The sequence below is a fragment of the Candidatus Desulfofervidus auxilii genome (genome assembly GCA_030262725.1).
Lineage (GTDB): Bacteria > Desulfobacterota > Desulfofervidia > Desulfofervidales > Desulfofervidaceae > JAJSZS01.
On record JAJSZS010000020.1, the window covers coordinates 1 to 17,584 of the forward strand.

Below are 17,584 nucleotides of genomic sequence, written 5' to 3' on the forward strand. Positions count from 1 at the left end.
ACACCAGTAGCCTGGCGTTACCTTTATCTTCCTTCTTTGTTTTTTATTTTAGGTATAGGTATATGGACAATAAACATAAAAAATGTCAAATTAGCAACTTTAGGATTATCTCTTTGCTTTTTCTTAATAACCATTACACACCAATCTATTTGGCGAGATGATTTTCATTTTTGGAAAAGGGCAGTTACTTTAGCTGACAAGGATTATGCTATCCCTCATCATCAATATGCCCTTGCCTTATGGGAAAAAGGTGATTTAAAAACAGCTGAAAAACATTTTCTTTTAGCATTAAATGCAAAAGATATCCAAGCTTATCCTTGGGAAAAAGCAGTAGTTTATAACAATCTTGGCAGACTTTATGCAACTCAAAAAAAATGGAGAAATGCAGAAAAATGTTTTAAAAATGCATTGTTTTATAATCCCAATTATAAACCAGCATTATGTAGCTTAGGTAAACTTTATCTTTTTTTCTATCAAAAAAACAATGATAAGACTTTTTTAAAAGAAGCCAAAAAATTTTTAAAAAAATGCCATTAAAAAAATTTTCTTATAGTGCCCAAAATATTTATTGGTTAAAAAGAATAGATAATATTTTGGGAGAAAAATTAACAGAACTTTGCCCAAATTTAACGCTTAAAAAATATAAAATTCAAATTCCACCTAAAAATATCCTTATCATCCGTCCAGGTGGTATTGGTGATGCAATCCTATTATTACCTGCATTGAATTTATTTAAAAAACACTTTCCATCTTGCAAAATATTTATTCTTGCAGAAAAAAGAAATGTTGGAATATTCGAATCTATTCCCTACATAAAAGAAATTTTCCTTTATCACAAAATTAAAGATTTATATAAAACTTTAAAATATCCTTATGACATAGTCATTGATGCTGAACAATGGCATTATCTTTCGGCTATTTTAGCCTTTTTTACAAAAGCACCAATAAAAATTGGCTTTGCAACAAATAAAAGGGCAAAGCTTTTTAACTATACCATTCCTTATAGTCATGATGATTATGAAATATTTAGTTTTTTAAGACTTTTAGAACCAATAATGGGAAAAATTAATTGGGATGTAACTAAAGCTTTTTTCCCTTTACCAGATAAATTTACATTTAAACTTAACAATAAAAAACCCTGGATAGCCATTTTTCCAGGAGCGAGTATTTCTGAAAGAAAATGGCCAAAAGAAAGATTTAGAAAAATAGCTTTATGGTTACACAAAAATGGCATAAAAATAGTAATTGTTGGTGGAAAACAGGATATAAAAACAGCCGATTATATTATTGATGGTATTTCAGGACACTTAAACATGGCAGGAAAAACATCTTTAAAAGAAACAGCCCAAATATTGTCACAAGTAAAATTACTTTTAACAACAGATTCAGGTATTATGCACCTATCCATAGCTGTTGGCACACCTGTTGTAGCCCTATTTGGGCCAGGTATTGAAAAAAAATGGGCTCCAAGGGATGGCAAAAGCATTGTAATAAATAAACATTTACCATGCAGTCCATGCACAAAATTTGGTTATACACCACCCTGTCCTTATAATGCACGCTGTATGAGAGAAATAAATGTTGATGAAGTTAAAGGAGCAATAAATGCTATCTTGGATAAGGTTAATACGTCTTAAACACTGGATAAAAAATTTTCTTGTCTTAGCACCTGCTTTTTTTGCTGGAAAAATTTTAGATGAAAATATATTAATTCTCAGTTTTTTTGCTTTTATTTCTTTTTGTTTCAGTGCAAGTGGTCTTTATATTATCAATGACATTTTTGATCTTAAATATGACCGTCTTCATCCTAAAAAAAGGCATCGTCCATTGGCTAAAGGTCAAATCAGCCAAAAAACAGCTTTAATTTTATCAATTTTCTTTTTAATTTCTGGTTTAAGTATCTCTTATGAAATTGGTTCTGATTTTCTTAATATACTTTTAATTTATATATCTCTTAACCTTCTTTATTCTTTCAAATTTAAAAAAGTTACCCCATTAGATGTCTTTTGTGTTTCTATTGGTTATCTTTTACGTATTATTGCTGGTGGAAAAGCAACAAATATTCCTGTTTCTCCTTGGCTTTTCATGAGTGCTTTTCTTTTAGCATTGTTTATTGCATTTGGCAAAAGATTAGGAGAAATAAAAATTTTAAAAGAAAATAAAAATTTTCGTCCAGCTCTTAACCAATATAATGGAGAATATCTAACTCTTTCTCTATGCATTACTGGCGCATCAGCTTTAGTAACGTATGCCCTTTATACAGTTGAGAAAGGAGGTCAATTAATTTATACAGTTATTCCAGCTACTTATGGAATTTTTCGTTATTTACAACTTATTTTGAAAGGTAAAAATGGTGAACCATTAGAAGTTTTTTTGCACGATATTCAACTGTGGTTAGTAAGCCTGATACTTCTTATCCAAATTGCTTGGGAGGTGTATGGAAAATAACCTTTTGCAAGAAAAGGAAAAAAGCGTAAGATAGAAAAAGGTTAGAAATAATCAGGGATAGAGATCATAAAAATAAGCAACATAAGAAGGTAATTGTGACTAGCTAGAAGTTAAAACAAAGAAAATGGATGACAGAAGACCTATATTTATTCATGGATGGGGACGTTCAGGGACAACTTATATTTGGAATGTCTTTAGGCGTGTACCTGATTATTATGTGTATAATGAACCTTTTCAGGAGGAATTTCTGAGATTTAGGAATCCTGATTTTTTTAATCTACAGCACTCACTTAAATTAACCAAAGATATGAACCATCCTTTTTTAGCTCAATCATATTTTGCAGAATATATTCCACTTTCTATTAAAATAAGCAAGATATTCAGAAAGGAGTTCCCCTATGATTTATATTTCTTGTCACCAGAAACCCAATGTAACAATTTAAAAAAATATATTGATATGTTAATAAATCATGCTAAAGGAAGACCGGTTTTTAAGTTTGTCAGGTCTTTATTCAGGATTCGATGGTTAAAGGAAAACTTCAATTCATTAAATATCTTTCTCTGGCGAAACCCAAGGGATGTATGGGAGTCTATAAATTCCATGTTGGACAAGGGTTTTAGAATGCTATTGATTCTCAATTCCCCTTCCAAACCTGAACCTATCAGGGAACTTGCATCGTTTATTGGAATTGATGAATTTCATAGCCCAGACCTAATATTAGAGATGGCTTACTTTCATAAAATTGCAAATAGATTATCACCAGAAAAACATTACTTTGTTTTTTTTACTTTATGGTGTATGTCTTTTCTGGAAAATATTGACTATATAGATATTGAAATCAATATTGACAAACTTAGTGATTCCCAAGAATACAAAATAAAAATTTTACATCAAATGGAAAAATATGGAATAAAAAATATTAATTTTAGTGACTGTAATGTAAGAAGAGGTCTGTTTACTAAAAAACAAAAAGAATTCTTTGTCTCTATTGAAGAAAATGTTTTTAAATTTTTAAAGAAAGTTGGTTATAGTGACCGTGAAATTGCTAAGCTACCTGAAATTGATTATAAAAGAGAATTTAATGAAATAAAATTACAAAATCTTACAAGAGAAATTAACTTCCTTGAAAAATGGCTTATAAGGTTTAATTATACTTTGAATAATTCTTTTATAAAAAAAACCAATGACCGTGATTTACTTATCAAGTATATCTTTTTTTTAAGAGATATCATTACCGAATTGTTTTATAGACATAATAGTGAACTCTCTCCATATTCAAGACAATATGTATTCTGTTTAGGAAATAGCTCAATTAAAGTAAAAAAGAAATCATTATTTCTTATTTTAAGTAAATTGAGGGGCGTTCTTAGCAGAGTTCTATCATTTTTCTATTTTCTGCTTTCAAAATGTTTTAATCTTATGAAGTTTAATGATATTGAATTCAAACTAATAAGACGTTCTATCCTGCATTATCCGACAAATAAGTTCGCAAAACCAATATTTAAGAGATTTGTTATATCTGGCAAAGATTTGCCTATTGAAATAGTGTCCTTTTTTAATGAAAATGAAATTAAAAGGGCTATGCGATACTTCTCTATAAAAGATATTAACAACCCACAACAAATTAAGAAAGAGATTGAAGTAAAATTAATGACCATAGAGCCTAAGGAATTTCTTTATGCCCTTTATTATATAATCCACTACAGAGCACCAGATTCACATGGTCTTTACGCATACCTTGAGAATATGGAATTTTATGATACTTATAAAAAAAGAAAACTTTTAGTACAAGAGGCAAAAAACTCTGATGAATATAAAATGAGCAGTTATGTAGAATCATTTTTGAAACAGGGAAATATATAATTCTAAAGAACCTTTGTTAGATTTATAAGAACATCATTTACTGTTATCATTTCCATACATGGATATCTTTTCTGTCTCTTAAAAATACATATATCTCCACAACCTGAACATCCTAATTCTTTTTTTATTATATATGCTTCACTAAATACTGGCTTAGCTAAATTAATGTTTCCTGCTCCAAAAAGGGCGATAACTTTTTTGCCAAGCAAAGAAGCCAAATGCATTATACTAGTATCTAATGAAATAACAAAATCAGAATTCCTGAGTATACTCTCTAAGTTTCTAAAGTCTGTCTTTCCAACAAAATCAATTATAGGAACTGATATTTTTATTTTCTTTTTTAATCTTACATCATCTTTTGTTCCAATTAGAATACTTATAATATTTTTTTTATAAAGCTCCTCAATTAACCTCGAAAATTTATTATGACTCCATAATCTTACTTCACTCCCTGCACTTATCACTAAAGAGCAAACTTTAAATCCTTGTTTTTTCCAATAATAGATCTGATATTGAATTTCCGGAAAATCGTATTTTTTATAGGCTTCTTTAATATCTTTTTCTTTAATTTTTACTCCTATTTTTTCTAAACATAATTTAGGCCATTCTGAAATATGGTAAGTTTTATATGGATTTAAAACTATCGGAATATCCACAAATTTTTTCATTTTCATTGCTAAAGGTCTTCTAGGGTCAATTCCCGAAATTACACATTTACTTTTTATTAAAGTTGATAATACTACATTCATTCCCTCTCCACGAGGTTGTATAACTAAGTCAAAATTTTGTTTACGAATTTTAAATAAAAAAAATAAAAATTTTATTAAAGCCTTAGGTCCTAACTTAAACTTATTTTTTTTATCATGCCATGGTGCATCCCATATAATTAAATCATCATATAAATGAGGATTTGCCTTTAAAGGCTGACAGCTCCAAGATGCTCCTAAAAATGTAATTTTGCTGTTAGGAAATTTTTCTTTTAAAGCTTTTAATGAAGGTAATGTACATATAATATCGCCAAGATGGTCCATTCTAATAAACAAAATATTTTTCAAGTTTCCTAAATTCTTTTTTCTTTTTTTGTTTATCAAATGAGCTAAAGGATTAAAAATAAAGTAATAAACTATTAAGCACTGTATATAAAAAAATAAATACAATAAGAAACTCTTTAAAGCTAATTCCATTGTTAAAAAAAATTCCTTTAAATTTATATTTCTATCTCTTTTAGAAAGTATTTTTTTTATTAAAATAATATTACATCTTGAAATCCATTTATTTTTAGCTTTACTTTTTACAAAAAGATAACATAGTTCCAATATTTTTAAATTTACTTGGGGATATTTAATAAGATATAAAAAATCACATTTTGTAAATTTATTAATTAGATTTAACCCTTCTTTGATTGTCTTAAAACAAAAAACTTCATAATTTTCCCTTTGGAATTCATTTATAATATGGCTATAATTAAATTTTCCATTATACCAGTCAAAAAGAAATATAATTATTTTGGAATATTTTTTAGACAAAAAACTACAAATGGGTTTAAATCTAAAAAATATATCATCTGTAATTAAAGACACAAGACAAACTTTTTTACTCATTTTTTATTTTTTACCTATTGCAAAAACCACAACCAAATAAATCCCAAAAAATAACCTCCATATAGAGGTTTATTCCAGAATATATTTTTAAAAATCACACTGGGGACTCCAAAAATAATCCATAACCAATCTCATCTTGTTCCACATTTTATTACCTTAAAATTGTGAGAACATAATAGCCTCTTAAGTGATGTTTTTGTAAATGGTCTAATATGAGACATATCGTCATAAAAATTTAAAGTACCATTCATACTTGGCAAAATTATGGATATAGGAGATGGTGTTTTCTATATAAATCAAACCATCAGGTTTTAATATTCGGTAACATTCTTTAACAACTACCTGGATATTTCTTAAATGTTCTAGAACATGACTAACGAGTACAATATCAAAAATATTTTCTTTAAACGGTAAAAACTCATTTTCTACATCAACTTTTAAAAATTTATATTTTTCTTTAAAAAATTTACTAACTTTTTCATTTATATCTATTCCGTAATAATCTACCTTTGGGAAGTTTGTTTGTGTATAAGAAGGATTATAATCACCACATCCTATATCTAAGATCTTCTTATTATCAAAACTCTTTATTTTTTTAAGTAAAACTTTATACCTAAAAGGCATACAAATTTTATTTTTTATATTAGACATAATATTTAGTAGCATTAATAACTTTCTCTACTCCAATTCTTTCCACACTTCCAAATTTTTTATCCTTTACCCACTTATCTGCCCCCTGAAATAAAGCATCTTCATCTTTAACTACTAAAATGTTTTCCCCCTTTGGTGTCCACAGATCAAGTGATGGACCACATAGAATTATCATTTTTTTATTAAGAGCATATCCAATATGAACTACTCCTGTATTGACACTTATTATAAGATCTAAACTTCCTATTATTTCAATTAGTTCTCTTACAGAATTGCATGGGGAAAAATTTATTTGTTTACTGATTTTACCAAGTTTTGATTGAAGATATTTTCTAAATTTATCAAATTTATTATCCTTACCAAAGATTATTATTTTTTTGTGCTTATCTTGAAGCAAAACATTTATTACCTCAACCCATTTTTTAAATGGCCATATAAAACAAGGTAAATTCCCTCGTCGACTCCATGGATGTATCCCTACTTTAACTTTATCTTCTTCAAGTTTTGTACTAGAAAATTTTAAATCTTTTATCGGTAACTCTAAATGATAAAATTCTTCGGGGATTGTCATTTTAAATAACTCTCCAATCTGATTCAAATGTAAATCCAAAATATAATTTCCTTTAGGTGGAGTAATTATGTCAGCATTTATAAGATTGAAATCTACAATAAAATCAAGTGCTTTAATTTTTTTTAGGAAAAAATGGAAAAAAAAACCTTGAACAGAACCAGGAGCCATTTGAAACCCAAAAACTGTATAACCTTTTTTTCTAGCTTTTTTCAAAGTTGATATTAATTTTAAAAATTGTTGAGGTTGGTAAACATTAAAAAAACGCTTAGATGGAGAGTCATAAGTCCAAAGATTTACATGCGGATTTCCACGATGTGCCATTAAACACCTAGCTTCTGGTACAAGTTTCTCTACCTTTTGCATTAAATCGCCCATAATGACAAAATCCCCTAATCCAGATGTCATAGTATAAAGAAGAAGCGGTTTCATCTATTAACCCATTCTAAAGGTCTCAACATAATTTTCTTATTCATTACACTAAACTTTCAGGCAAGGACATTTTTCAGGATTTTCAAAAGGATGCAAATATTATCCCTCCATAAAAGTTTTTATTAAAAAAGTCATACTTTCCCTAGATAAATAAATCTTCTAAAATTTTAATTATATTATCGCCAAGCATAGAAAAAGTTCAAGCAATTTTTTCGCCATTTGTTCTTTATGAACTAATTTAAAAAACTATTTTTCCCTTTTCCATAAAAATGATCCTATCAGCTATTTTTTCCATTAAATTTCGATTATGAGTAACAAAAAGCATTGTTTTTCCCTGTTTTCTCAATTTTTTTATCTTTTCTAAACATTTTTTTTGAAATGCTTCATCACCTACTGCCAATATCTCATCAATAAGAAAAATGTCTGCTTCACTATGAATGGCTATAGAAAAACCAAGCCTTAAATACATACCTGATGAATATTTTTTAACAGGCATGTCAATAAATTCTTCTAACTCAGAAAATTCAATAATTTGAGATATCTTTTGTCTAATTTCATTTATATGCATACCCAAAATAGCACCATTTATATAAATATTCTCTCTTCCAGTCAAATCTAAATGAAAACCTGCACCTATTTCAATTAAAGGTGCTACACGACCATTAACATTGACAATACCCTTTGTTGGGTAAGTTACTTTGGCAATCAATTTTAAAATAGTACTTTTACCTGCTCCATTTGGCCCATAAAGTCCAACACATTCACCTTTTTTTATCTCAAAACTTATCCCTTTTAATGCCCAAAATTCATTTTTTTTTAATTCTTGTTTTTGTTTTCTTTTAAAAAGATTAACTATATCTTCACGCAAAGAACGGTGAAAAACATGATGACGATAATATTTTTTCCAAACATCCTTAAAGATAATCATATCACATCTGCAAATTTTTTTTCAGTAATAAGAAAGAATTTATAACTTATAGAAAAAAGCAATATAATAAAAATACTCATAAATAAAAATTGCCACCATACTACTCCCCTTCCCTCTATTACACATCGGCGCATATTTTCAATAATAAAAGTAAGAGGATTTAAAAACAAAATTATTTTTAATTTAAAAGAGATTTTGTCTATAGAATAAAACACAGGGCTGGCAAAAAACCAAAGTTGAATGAGAAAACCACTGGCTAATTTAACATCACGATAATAAACATTAAGAGCAGACAAAACAAAGGCTATAGAAGCAGTAAAAATAAATAATAGAATAAAAAGAGGAATAAACCAAAAGACATTTAAATTAATTTTTGCTTTAAAAAGAGTAAGCAATAATACATATATAAAGCTTGCAAAAATAAAATCAATAAAAGCGACAACTACACCAGAAAGAGGTAATATTTCTCTGGGAAAATAAATTTTTGTCACAAGATTATAATGATTAGTAAGACTTGGGATTGCATAATTAAGTGATGAAGAAAAAAAACTCCAGGGTAATGCACCTGCATAAAAGAAGAGAACATAAGGATAATCAGTAATTTTTGTAGGTAAAACATAGGTAAATATAAAAGTAAAAAGAAGCATCATACTTAAAGGTTGCAAAATTGCCCATAATATGCCAATTATTGATTGTTTATATCTTATTGAAAATTCTCTCCAAATAAAGATTAAAAACAAATCTCTATAAGATTTTAATCGATAATATATTTTTATCATTTTTCTTTTTATATAATGTATTTCGACTATTTAAAAGTAACAGGACGCTTGACCTCTTTTCTTTTTCCAGCTAATAACTAAAATAGTTAGAAATTAGTGATTTTAATTGGAAATGTCAATCATTCAAGTTGAGCATTTAACGAAAGAATTTAAAAAAAGACAGCATTTTAAAATACAAAATCTTAAAGCAGTAGATAATATTAGTTTTAGTGTAGAAAAAGAGGTTTTTGGCTTTATTGGGCCAAATGGAGCTGGTAAAAGCACTACTATAAAACTGATTATGGGACTTTTAAAACCTACTTCAGGCACTATTTCTGTTTTTGGTCAAAGTGTAGATAATGTTTTTATAAAGAAAAAAATTGGATTTTTACCAGAAAATCCATATATTTATACCAATCTTACTGCTTATGAATTTTTGCATTTTTGTGGTAATGCATATGGCTTTTCTGAAAAGGAGATAAATAAAAAAATAGATTATCTTTTGGAGTTGGTAGATTTAAAACCTTATAAGAAAAGTATCATTTCTTCTTTTTCAAAAGGAATGATACAGAGACTTTTAATTGCTCATACACTGATAAATGATCCCAAATTGATTATACTCGATGAGCCTATGTCAGGGCTTGATCCTTTAGGAAGAAATATGGTTTCAGAGGTAATTGAAAGGTTAAAAGAGGAAGGAAAAACAGTCTTTTATAGCTCTCATATTCTGCATGATGTAGAAAAATTTTCTGATAGAGTAGCTGTGATTGTTAAGGGGAAAATAAAACTTATGGATAGGGTAGAAAATATTGTAAGTAGTTTTATTAGTGAATATGTAATTATTTATAGAAAGCCAGGTTCTGAAGGTGTAAATACTACTAAAATAAAAAAGGAAAAACTTTGGGAAAAATTGGATAGTTTAAAGAAAGAAAAATTTGAAATTATTCAGGTAGAGCCATATCGGGTAAGTCTTGAAGATATTTTTGTTAAGCTGGCAGAATGAATATTATTCCTATCACTAAGGTAAGTTTTAAGATTATTTTAAAAGAAAGGATATTTATTGGAAGTATTATAGTTTATTTTTTACTCATTTGTCTAAGTTATTTTTTATCTGAATTAGTAGCAGGAGATACAGTAAAGGTGTTTCTTGATTTTTTATTTTCTTTCACTATGTTCATGATAGCTATTTTTTGCGTATTTATCAGTATAAGCAATATCTTTACAGAATTAAAAGAAAGAATAGTCTATATTATTTTTTCTAAACCTTTCTCTCGAACAGATTATATTTTAGGCAAGTTTATTGGCACTTGTTTAGCATTTATTCTTTTTTGGCTTATTATTTTACTTATGTGCTATGTATCTATTGTAATAGTAGGAAAATTAGCAAAACTTTATGTTCCACATCTTGTTTATCCAACTGCTTTTTTAAAGCTTTGTCTTAGTTATCTTTTAATGGGTATTTTGTTAATTGCTTTAGGAGTCTTATTTTCTCTTATTTTTTCAAGCCTTCCTTTATGTATTATTTCTACTTTTTTTGTATTTTTATGTGGCTTAGAGCTTTCTCCAATAAGAGAATTGGTATTAAAATCAGAGCGTATATCTGCCTTCCATAAGCAACTTGTAAATGTTGCCTTTTATATCTTGCCCAATTTTTCTATTTATGACTTAAAACATACAGTTGTACATTGTAAAGAAATTGCCTTACCTTTTGTTTACATAATTAAACTTAGCCTTTATTCCATACTTTACAGTATAGTTTTACTTTTATTAGCAACATTAATCATTAAAAGAAAAGAATTTTAAATGAAACGAATTATTGTGTTATCTATTATATGCTTTTTATTAGCAGATCTGTTGATGCTTGATATTTCTAAACAAAAGCCAATTATTAAAAAGGAAACATTGGCATTAAAGTTTGATCCAAAGGTAATTAAGCTCTCATTTCCTGCTTTTTCAGAATGTGTTTCAGATATAATTTACATGCGTCTTTGTGTATTTTTCGGTGAAAAGATGTTTACTAATGTTGAACCTCAAAATTGGGAGTGGATTTTAAATAATATAAACACTATCACTACAATTGATCCATATTATTTTGATCCCTATTATATGACTGGTACTATTATTTCTTGGAAAGTGCCCAAATCTTTATTAAATGAAGTAAATGAAATTTTAAAAAAAGGTCTTAATTATGTAAGTGATTTTCGCATTCCATTCTTTTTAGGGTTTAACTATTTTTATTTTTTAGATAACAAAGAAAAGGGAGCTTATTATTTAAAAATAGCATCTGAAAGAAAAAACAGTCCCAAATATTTACCTTTACTTATAGCAAGATTATATACAAAATCAGGAAAAATAGATACAGCTATTGCCATTACTGAAGAGCAACTTAAAAGAGAAAAGAATAAAGATTATCGCAAATTATTAGAAAAAAGGTTAAAAGCCTTATATATTTTAAAACAACTTCAATTAGCATTAAATTTATATCAAAAAAAGTTTGGTTATTGCCCTAAAACATTGCAAGAGTTAAAACAAAAAGGAATTATTGATAAAATTCCAAAAGATCCTTATGAAGGAGAATTTTATATAGAAAAAGATTGCCGCATATGGACAACTAGTAATTTAAGGTAATATGATAATTTTTTACTCTTGACCTCTTTTCTTTTTCCAGCTAATTTTATGCATTCCTTTCTAAGGAGAAAATAATGCCTTGGGATTGGGAAGAATATCAACAAACTCAGGAAAAAATACCTTCTTTTATAAAAAAATGGCAAGAAAAGTGTAAACAATGGAAAAAAAGGATAAAATTACCACTTATACTATTAATATTGCTTTTACTTTGGCTTATTTCTGGCATTTATATTGTTTCCCCAGATGAAGTGGGTGTAGTAAAACGATTTGGGAAAATGGTAAGGGTAACTATGCCAGGACCTCATTATCATTTACCTTATCCAATAGAAACAGTATTAAAGCCAAAAGTGACCAAAGTAAGAAGAATTGAAATTGGCTTTCGGACTGTAAGTGTGGGGCCACCTGCTCAATATCGTAGTGTTCCTGAAGAATCACTTATGCTCACTGGAGATGAAAATATTGTTAGTGTTGAATTTATTGTTCAGTATAGGATTAAAGACCCTGTAGCATATCTTTTTAATGTTAAAGATATTCCAGAAACAGTAAAAGATGCTGCTGAAGCAGCTATGAGAGAAATAGTAGGGAAAACACCTATTGATGAAATCTTAACAGTAGGTAAATATCGCATTCAACAAGAAACAAAAGAATTATTACAAAAAATCTTAGATAGATATAATGCGGGTTTAAAGGTAGTAGCCGTTCAATTACAAGATGTTCATCCTCCAAAGGCAGTAATGCATGCATTTAAAGACGTAGCAAGTGCTAAAGAAGATATGAATAAGTTTATTAATGAAGCTGAAGCATATCGTAATGATATTTTACCTAGAGCAAAAGGGAAAGCAGCTCAGATCATAAATGAGGCAATAGCATATAAAGAGACAAAAATTAGAAAAGCTAAAGGAGAGATGGAGAGATTTTTAAGTAGACTTAAGGCTTATAAACAAGCACCAAAGGTTATTAAAGAACAAATTTATTTAGAAACAATGGAAAAAATCCTTGCTAAAACCAAAGAAATTGTTTTACCAGAAAAAATAGAAAAGATTATTTTACCTTTAGGAGAAAAAACTTTATTAAAGGAAACAAAGGAGAAATAATATGAGATATTTTTTTCTAATATTACTTATTATTTTTGCCATTCTTATCTGGCAATCTGTTTTTATAGTTGATCAAACACAGCAAGCATTTTTATTACAGTTAGGGAAACCTATAAAAAAAGTGTTTGGGCCAGGACTTCATTTCAAATTACCTTTTGTCCAACAAGTAATGCGTTTTGAAAAAAGACTACTTGAATATGATGCTGCACCAGCAGAAATCCTTACTAAAGATAAAAAGAATTTAGTAGTGGATAATTATTCTAGATGGCGTATAGTTGATCCATTAAAATTTTATAAAACTGTTAAAACTATACAAGGAGCACAAGCTAGATTAGACGATATTATTTATGCACAATTGCGCATTGAATTAGGTATACATTCACTTACTGAAGTAGTTTCTGAAAAACGTAGTGAACTTATGGAAAAAGTAACACAACGGTGTAATAAATTAACTGCAGAATATGGCATTGAAGTTGTAGATGTAAGGATAAAAAGAGCGGATTTACCACCAGAGAATGAAAAATTTGTTTTTGAAAGGATGAGAGCAGAAAGAGAAAGAGAAGCCAAAAGGTATCGTTCTGAAGGTAAAGAACAAGCTATGAAGATAAGAGCTGCTGCTGATAGAGAAAGGGCTGTTATTCTTGCTAAGGCTTATGAGGAAGCAGAGCGTATAAAAGGTGAAGGTGATATGGAAGCTATAAAAATTTATGCTGAGGCAATAAGGCAAGACCCAGAATTTTATGCTTTCATTAAATCTCTTGAGGTTTATCAAAAAGTATTTGATGAAAACACTCAATTAATTATCACACCACAAGAACCTTTTATGAGATTTTTCTTTAAAACACAAAAAAATAATTAAGTACGTAAATATTCTTGACAAATTCTTACCAAATCTTTTTGAGAAATTGTTTCCATAAAATGAGGTAAAATGCCATAATATGCTTTATTTTCTGGAATTTTTATAACATTTTGATATGCCTTTTTTGCTTCTGGGATCATTGAAAGTTGCCAATAAATATTACCAAGATAAAAATAAGCTAAAGCAAATTCTGATTCTAAATATATAGCCTTTTTTAAACTTTTAATGGCATTTTTTATCTCTCCTTTTTCATAATAAACAATACCAAGAAGAAGATAAACTTCAGGCAAGGTAGGATATTGTTTTAAAATTTTTTTACAAATATACATAGATTCTTCATAAAGACCAGCATCAGCTAATTTTTTAGCCTCTTTAAGCTTATCTAAAGGTAAAACTTCTTCTTTTTTAATCTTTGACGGTTTAATAGTTATAACTGGCTCTTTTTTAATTAAAGGTACTTTTTTGTAAAAAAAAGTATTTTTGTATTTAACTATGGCAAAATTTTTTGTAAAATCTTCTAAATTTTCTGTTGGTGCTAAAATAAGATATCCATTTTTTTTAAGACAAAGATAAAAATGTTGTAATACCCTTTTTATAGATTCAGGTCGAAAATAAATGAAAACATTACGACAAAAGATAATATCTGTTTGAGTAAAACGGTATACTGGGAATGGCTGTTTTATTAAATTTAAAAAAGAAAATTCTACAAGGGCTTTTATCTCTTCTTTAACAATAGCCTGCTCCCCATTTAAAATAAAATATTTCCAATATTCTTTTGGTACATTTGAAATACTTTTACGATTATATACACCTTTTTCCGCCTTTTTAAGAGCACTACTATTAATATCTGTTGCATAAATTTTAAAAGAAAAATCCTTTAAATTTCGACTCAATTTTGCTAAAACCATAGCAATAGAATAAGGCTCTTCACCAGTAGCACAACCAGCACTCCAAATCTTTAAATTTTTAGTTTGTTTTAAAATTTCAGGAACAATTTTCCTTTCTAGTGCTTCAAATTGTTCTGGATGTCTGAAAAATTTTGTCTCAATAATTGTAATTAATTCTGCCAATTTTCTAATTTCTTTTTCAGAAAATAGCGGATGAGTAAGAAGTTTAAGGTATTCTTCTTGTGAAATATGCTTTTTTGCTATTCTTTCTTTAATAATTTGTTCTAAATACTTTTTTTTAATTTCATTAAAAAAAAGACCAGTTTTGTTCTCTATAATTTGGCAAAAAGTATCAATATTCATTTATTTTGCTATAATTTAAAAGCATCCGACTAATCTGAACAGGTGGCAATACTTTATCCACTATACCTAATTCAATAGCCCTTTTTGGCATGCCAAATACAACACAACTATTTTTATCCTGAGCAATAGTATAGCCTCCTGCTTCTTTTATAGCTTTTAATCCTTTAACTCCATCTTCACCCATACCTGTAAGCAATATTCCAATTGTTTTTTCTCCAAAGATTTTTGCTACAGACTGAAATAGTAAATCAATAGAAGGAGTTGGAAGGTATTGATAATCATTTTTTAAAATAAACTCACCCTTTGAACCAATCTCTAAATGCCTTTCTGCTGGTGCAAGATAGACAATACCTTTTTTAAGCATTTTACCTTCTTCAGCTAATTCTACTTTTAAATTTAAATTGTTTTTTAAGTAATCAACTAATAATTTATCAAAATCACCTTTAGAAATATGCTGGGCTATTACAATATAAAGTGGGAAATTGGATGGTAAAGGTTGAAGTATTTTCCTAATCACTTCTGGCCCACCAGTAGAAGCACCAATAGCCACTATCTTAAACTTTTTATTTGTTTTATTTTGCGGAAATGATTTTGATATTTTTATTTCTGAAAATAATTTTATCTTTTTAGCAATTTTTTCTATAGAAAATGGTTTTTCTACTACATCTATAGCTCCTACAAGCAAACTTTTTAAACGCGAATATAGCTCTGTTTTATCTAAAAAACCACTTATAACAATAATAGGTTTAGGATGAGAAGTCATAATTTTTTGAATAGCTTCTATGCCATTTGTTCCAGGCATATGTAGATCCATAAGGATGACATCAGGATTTAAGATTTTATTTAGTTTAACTGCTTCTTCCCCATTTTTTGCTACACCTACTACTTCTATTTCTGGATAAACTTTGGAAAGAGAAATAAATAATTTGCGAATTTCTTCCTCATCATCAGCTACTAATACCTTTATCCTTTCCATTTTTTAACCCTCTATCATCTTCTTTAAAGAAGATACTTCTTGATGTAATCGGTACATAGCTTCTACAGTCTGCTTGCTCCCTTTATCTACTTCTTGAGCAAGATGATGGAGTTCCTCCATAGCAGTAGTAATTTGTTCTGTAGATGCCTTTTGTTGAGTAGTGGCAATATTAATCTTTTGTGCAACTTCATGATTTTCTTGAATAACTTCTTTTATTTTTGTTGTAGCTTCACCAGCAACTATAACTTGATTAACTCCTTTATTTACTGCATTTTGCATTTGCTCAGTGCTTAATACAGTAGCATGAGCAAGAGATTTAATATCTTCTATAAGTTTTCTTATTTCTTCTGCTGAGGTACTAGTATTATCAGCCAAATCTTTAATATGTTTAGCTACAATAGAAAATCTTTTACCTGCTTCGCCTGCACTTACAGCTTCAATTGCAGCATTAAAAGCAAGAAGTTTTGTTTGGCTAGCTACTTCATCTATAAGATCTAATACTTTCCCAATTTCATCAATCTTTTCACCTAATGTCATAATTTTTCCTGCTGCTTTATCTGTCTGTGTTTTTATTTCATTAATGAATCCCATTGCAGCTTGAGTTCTTTTTTTCACTTCTTCTGACTCTTGAAGTGCTTTATTAGCAACCTGAACAATCACTTCTGTTTGTTTAGCAACTGCTTCGGCTGTACGACTTAATTCTTCTGCTGAGGCACCTACCTCTGCCACTGCACTAGTCTGTTTTGCTACATTTTCACTTTGAGCTTTAGTAATCGAAAGCACATTTTCAGCAATTCCTTTAAAGCTAATTGCCATCTTTTTTAATGGAGAGATAACTTGAAGATGTGAGAATAAAAAGCCTCCAAATACCACTAAAAGACTAAAAACCATTGTTCCACCTAACATTTTTCTTGTTACATTATAAGTTTCTGTCACTTTATTTTTAGCTTGAGAAACAAACTTTGTGCCTTCTTCTATACCATGTTCAATAAAGAAATAAACTGTATTATGGGCTGGAATTAATTCATTTTTTATTGTCTGTTCAATTTCCAATTTTAATTGTTGAATTTTTTCTTCATCTTGATTTAATGTCTTAATAAGTTGTTTTTTTTGTTTTATTATTTTTTTGCCAATTTCTAAAAAAATATTAAGATTTGCCTCTGTCTCTTTACCTAATTCATCCATCTCTGCATGGGAATGACATTCAAAACAACCTGTACCATGATAAAATACACGTTTAACTTCATCTTTTATTTCTTCTTCTGTTTTATTAATTTCTTTTTCTAAATCTTTTATCTCCTTTTCAGCATGAGCAAGGGAAACTTTAATAAAAGCTGTTTGTAAAAAGCTTAATTTTTCTTTTATTTTCAAGGTTTCCTGAAGTTCGTGGGAGAATATTACTAGCAAATCATTTTGTTCTCCCATTTGCCGTGTCATCCAAATACCAATAACTCCAGAAAATATAGACAATATAATAATAACTACAAAAAGCAAATAAACTTTTAATTTCAAACTAACAGCCCTCAT

General features: G+C 28.5%; 17 protein-coding genes. 9 read left to right on the forward strand and 8 right to left on the reverse strand.

Translation table 11 applies throughout. The annotated features are described in order from the left end of the window. The 4 genes from LWW95_09580 to LWW95_09595 form a co-directional block, all read left to right on the forward strand. Window positions 1-537, forward strand: a 537-nt coding sequence (locus LWW95_09580) for a tetratricopeptide repeat protein (GenBank protein ID MDL1957274.1), incomplete at its 5' end; no start/stop codon positions are given. Then, on the forward strand, window positions 528-1,637 hold the full coding sequence (locus LWW95_09585) for a glycosyltransferase family 9 protein (GenBank protein MDL1957275.1): 1,110 nt from the start codon (window positions 528-530) through the stop codon (window positions 1,635-1,637). The genes LWW95_09580 and LWW95_09585, both read left to right, overlap by 10 nt. Then, entirely contained in the window at window positions 1,606-2,448 is an 843-nt protein-coding gene (locus LWW95_09590; GenBank protein MDL1957276.1) for a decaprenyl-phosphate phosphoribosyltransferase, read from the forward strand. Before LWW95_09585 ends, LWW95_09590 begins: the two co-directional genes overlap by 32 nt. Window positions 2,449-2,665: 217 nt before the next feature. Beyond that, entirely contained in the window at window positions 2,666-4,312 is a 1,647-nt protein-coding gene (locus LWW95_09595; protein ID MDL1957277.1) for a hypothetical protein, read from the forward strand. Window positions 4,313-4,314: 2 nt separating this feature from the next. Here the strand turns inward: LWW95_09595 and LWW95_09600 are convergent, their stop codons facing one another. The 5 genes from LWW95_09600 to LWW95_09620 form a co-directional block, all read right to left on the reverse strand. After that, window positions 4,315-5,061 (reverse strand): glycosyltransferase family 9 protein, encoded by a 747-nt coding sequence (locus LWW95_09600; protein ID MDL1957278.1) that lies wholly within the window; start codon window positions 5,059-5,061, stop codon window positions 4,315-4,317. Window positions 5,062-6,138: 1,077 nt separating this feature from the next. Next, the gene (locus LWW95_09605; GenBank protein ID MDL1957279.1) at window positions 6,139-6,579 is read right to left on the reverse strand and encodes a class I SAM-dependent methyltransferase; all 441 of its coding nucleotides are present in this window, start codon (window positions 6,577-6,579) and stop codon (window positions 6,139-6,141) included. Further along, the gene (locus LWW95_09610; protein ID MDL1957280.1) at window positions 6,557-7,564 is read right to left on the reverse strand and encodes a hypothetical protein; all 1,008 of its coding nucleotides are present in this window, start codon (window positions 7,562-7,564) and stop codon (window positions 6,557-6,559) included. Before LWW95_09610 ends, LWW95_09605 begins: the two co-directional genes overlap by 23 nt. Before the next feature lie 238 nt (window positions 7,565-7,802). Beyond that, window positions 7,803-8,492, reverse strand: a complete 690-nt coding sequence (locus tag LWW95_09615) for an ABC transporter ATP-binding protein (GenBank protein MDL1957281.1) — start codon at window positions 8,490-8,492, stop codon at window positions 7,803-7,805. Continuing rightward, window positions 8,489-9,271, reverse strand: coding sequence for an ABC transporter permease (locus tag LWW95_09620; protein MDL1957282.1), 783 nt, complete (start codon window positions 9,269-9,271; stop codon window positions 8,489-8,491). The genes LWW95_09615 and LWW95_09620 overlap by 4 nt, the downstream gene beginning before the upstream one ends. Window positions 9,272-9,383: 112 nt before the next feature. Between LWW95_09620 and LWW95_09625 the strand changes: the two genes are divergently transcribed. The 5 genes from LWW95_09625 (at window position 9,384) to hflC (ending at window position 13,831) form a co-directional block, all read left to right on the forward strand. Then, the gene (locus LWW95_09625) at window positions 9,384-10,253 is read left to right on the forward strand and encodes an ABC transporter ATP-binding protein (protein ID MDL1957283.1); all 870 of its coding nucleotides are present in this window, start codon (window positions 9,384-9,386) and stop codon (window positions 10,251-10,253) included. Next, window positions 10,250-11,053: an ABC transporter permease gene (locus LWW95_09630; protein ID MDL1957284.1), complete on the forward strand. Its 804-nt coding sequence runs from the start codon at window positions 10,250-10,252 to the stop codon at window positions 11,051-11,053. Before LWW95_09625 ends, LWW95_09630 begins: the two co-directional genes overlap by 4 nt. Beyond that, entirely contained in the window at window positions 11,054-11,878 is an 825-nt protein-coding gene (locus tag LWW95_09635) for a hypothetical protein (protein ID MDL1957285.1), read from the forward strand. 74 nt (window positions 11,879-11,952) lie between these two features. Next, window positions 11,953-12,972 (forward strand): FtsH protease activity modulator HflK, encoded by a 1,020-nt coding sequence (hflK, locus tag LWW95_09640; GenBank protein MDL1957286.1) that lies wholly within the window; start codon window positions 11,953-11,955, stop codon window positions 12,970-12,972. 1 nt (window position 12,973) lies between these two features. After that, window positions 12,974-13,831, forward strand: coding sequence for a protease modulator HflC (hflC, locus tag LWW95_09645; GenBank protein MDL1957287.1), 858 nt, complete (start codon window positions 12,974-12,976; stop codon window positions 13,829-13,831). Here hflC and LWW95_09650 read toward each other — a convergent pair. The 3 genes from LWW95_09650 to LWW95_09660 are packed head-to-tail and all read right to left on the reverse strand — an operon-like array spanning window position 13,828 to window position 17,584. Further along, the gene (locus LWW95_09650) at window positions 13,828-15,081 is read right to left on the reverse strand and encodes a tetratricopeptide repeat protein (GenBank protein ID MDL1957288.1); all 1,254 of its coding nucleotides are present in this window, start codon (window positions 15,079-15,081) and stop codon (window positions 13,828-13,830) included. The genes hflC and LWW95_09650 overlap by 4 nt on opposite strands. After that, window positions 15,071-16,057 (reverse strand): response regulator, encoded by a 987-nt coding sequence (locus LWW95_09655; GenBank protein ID MDL1957289.1) that lies wholly within the window; start codon window positions 16,055-16,057, stop codon window positions 15,071-15,073. Before LWW95_09655 ends, LWW95_09650 begins: the two co-directional genes overlap by 11 nt. Before the next feature lie 3 nt (window positions 16,058-16,060). Further along, window positions 16,061-17,584: a methyl-accepting chemotaxis protein gene (locus LWW95_09660; GenBank protein ID MDL1957290.1), complete on the reverse strand. Its 1,524-nt coding sequence runs from the start codon at window positions 17,582-17,584 to the stop codon at window positions 16,061-16,063.

Bases quoted from the DNA above. Each gene is read 5' to 3' on its own strand.
- LWW95_09585 (MDL1957275.1), top strand. From the start codon at position 528: ATGCCATTAAAAAAATTTTCTTATAGTGCCCAAAATATTTATTGGTTA.
- LWW95_09590 (MDL1957276.1), top strand. From the start codon at position 1,606: ATGCTATCTTGGATAAGGTTAATACGTCTTAAACACTGGATAAAAAAT.
- LWW95_09600 (MDL1957278.1), bottom strand. From the start codon at position 5,061: ATGAATGTAGTATTATCAACTTTAATAAAAAGTAAATGTGTAATTTCG.
- LWW95_09605 (MDL1957279.1), bottom strand. From the start codon at position 6,579: ATGCTACTAAATATTATGTCTAATATAAAAAATAAAATTTGTATGCCT.
- LWW95_09610 (MDL1957280.1), bottom strand. From the start codon at position 7,564: ATGAAACCGCTTCTTCTTTATACTATGACATCTGGATTAGGGGATTTT.
- LWW95_09615 (MDL1957281.1), bottom strand. From the start codon at position 8,492: ATGATTATCTTTAAGGATGTTTGGAAAAAATATTATCGTCATCATGTT.
- LWW95_09620 (MDL1957282.1), bottom strand. From the start codon at position 9,271: ATGATAAAAATATATTATCGATTAAAATCTTATAGAGATTTGTTTTTA.
- LWW95_09625 (MDL1957283.1), top strand. From the start codon at position 9,384: ATGTCAATCATTCAAGTTGAGCATTTAACGAAAGAATTTAAAAAAAGA.
- LWW95_09630 (MDL1957284.1), top strand. From the start codon at position 10,250: ATGAATATTATTCCTATCACTAAGGTAAGTTTTAAGATTATTTTAAAA.
- LWW95_09635 (MDL1957285.1), top strand. From the start codon at position 11,054: ATGAAACGAATTATTGTGTTATCTATTATATGCTTTTTATTAGCAGAT.
- hflK (MDL1957286.1), top strand. From the start codon at position 11,953: ATGCCTTGGGATTGGGAAGAATATCAACAAACTCAGGAAAAAATACCT.
- hflC (MDL1957287.1), top strand. From the start codon at position 12,974: ATGAGATATTTTTTTCTAATATTACTTATTATTTTTGCCATTCTTATC.
- LWW95_09650 (MDL1957288.1), bottom strand. From the start codon at position 15,081: ATGAATATTGATACTTTTTGCCAAATTATAGAGAACAAAACTGGTCTT.
- LWW95_09655 (MDL1957289.1), bottom strand. From the start codon at position 16,057: ATGGAAAGGATAAAGGTATTAGTAGCTGATGATGAGGAAGAAATTCGC.
- LWW95_09660 (MDL1957290.1), bottom strand. From the start codon at position 17,584: ATGAGGGCTGTTAGTTTGAAATTAAAAGTTTATTTGCTTTTTGTAGTT.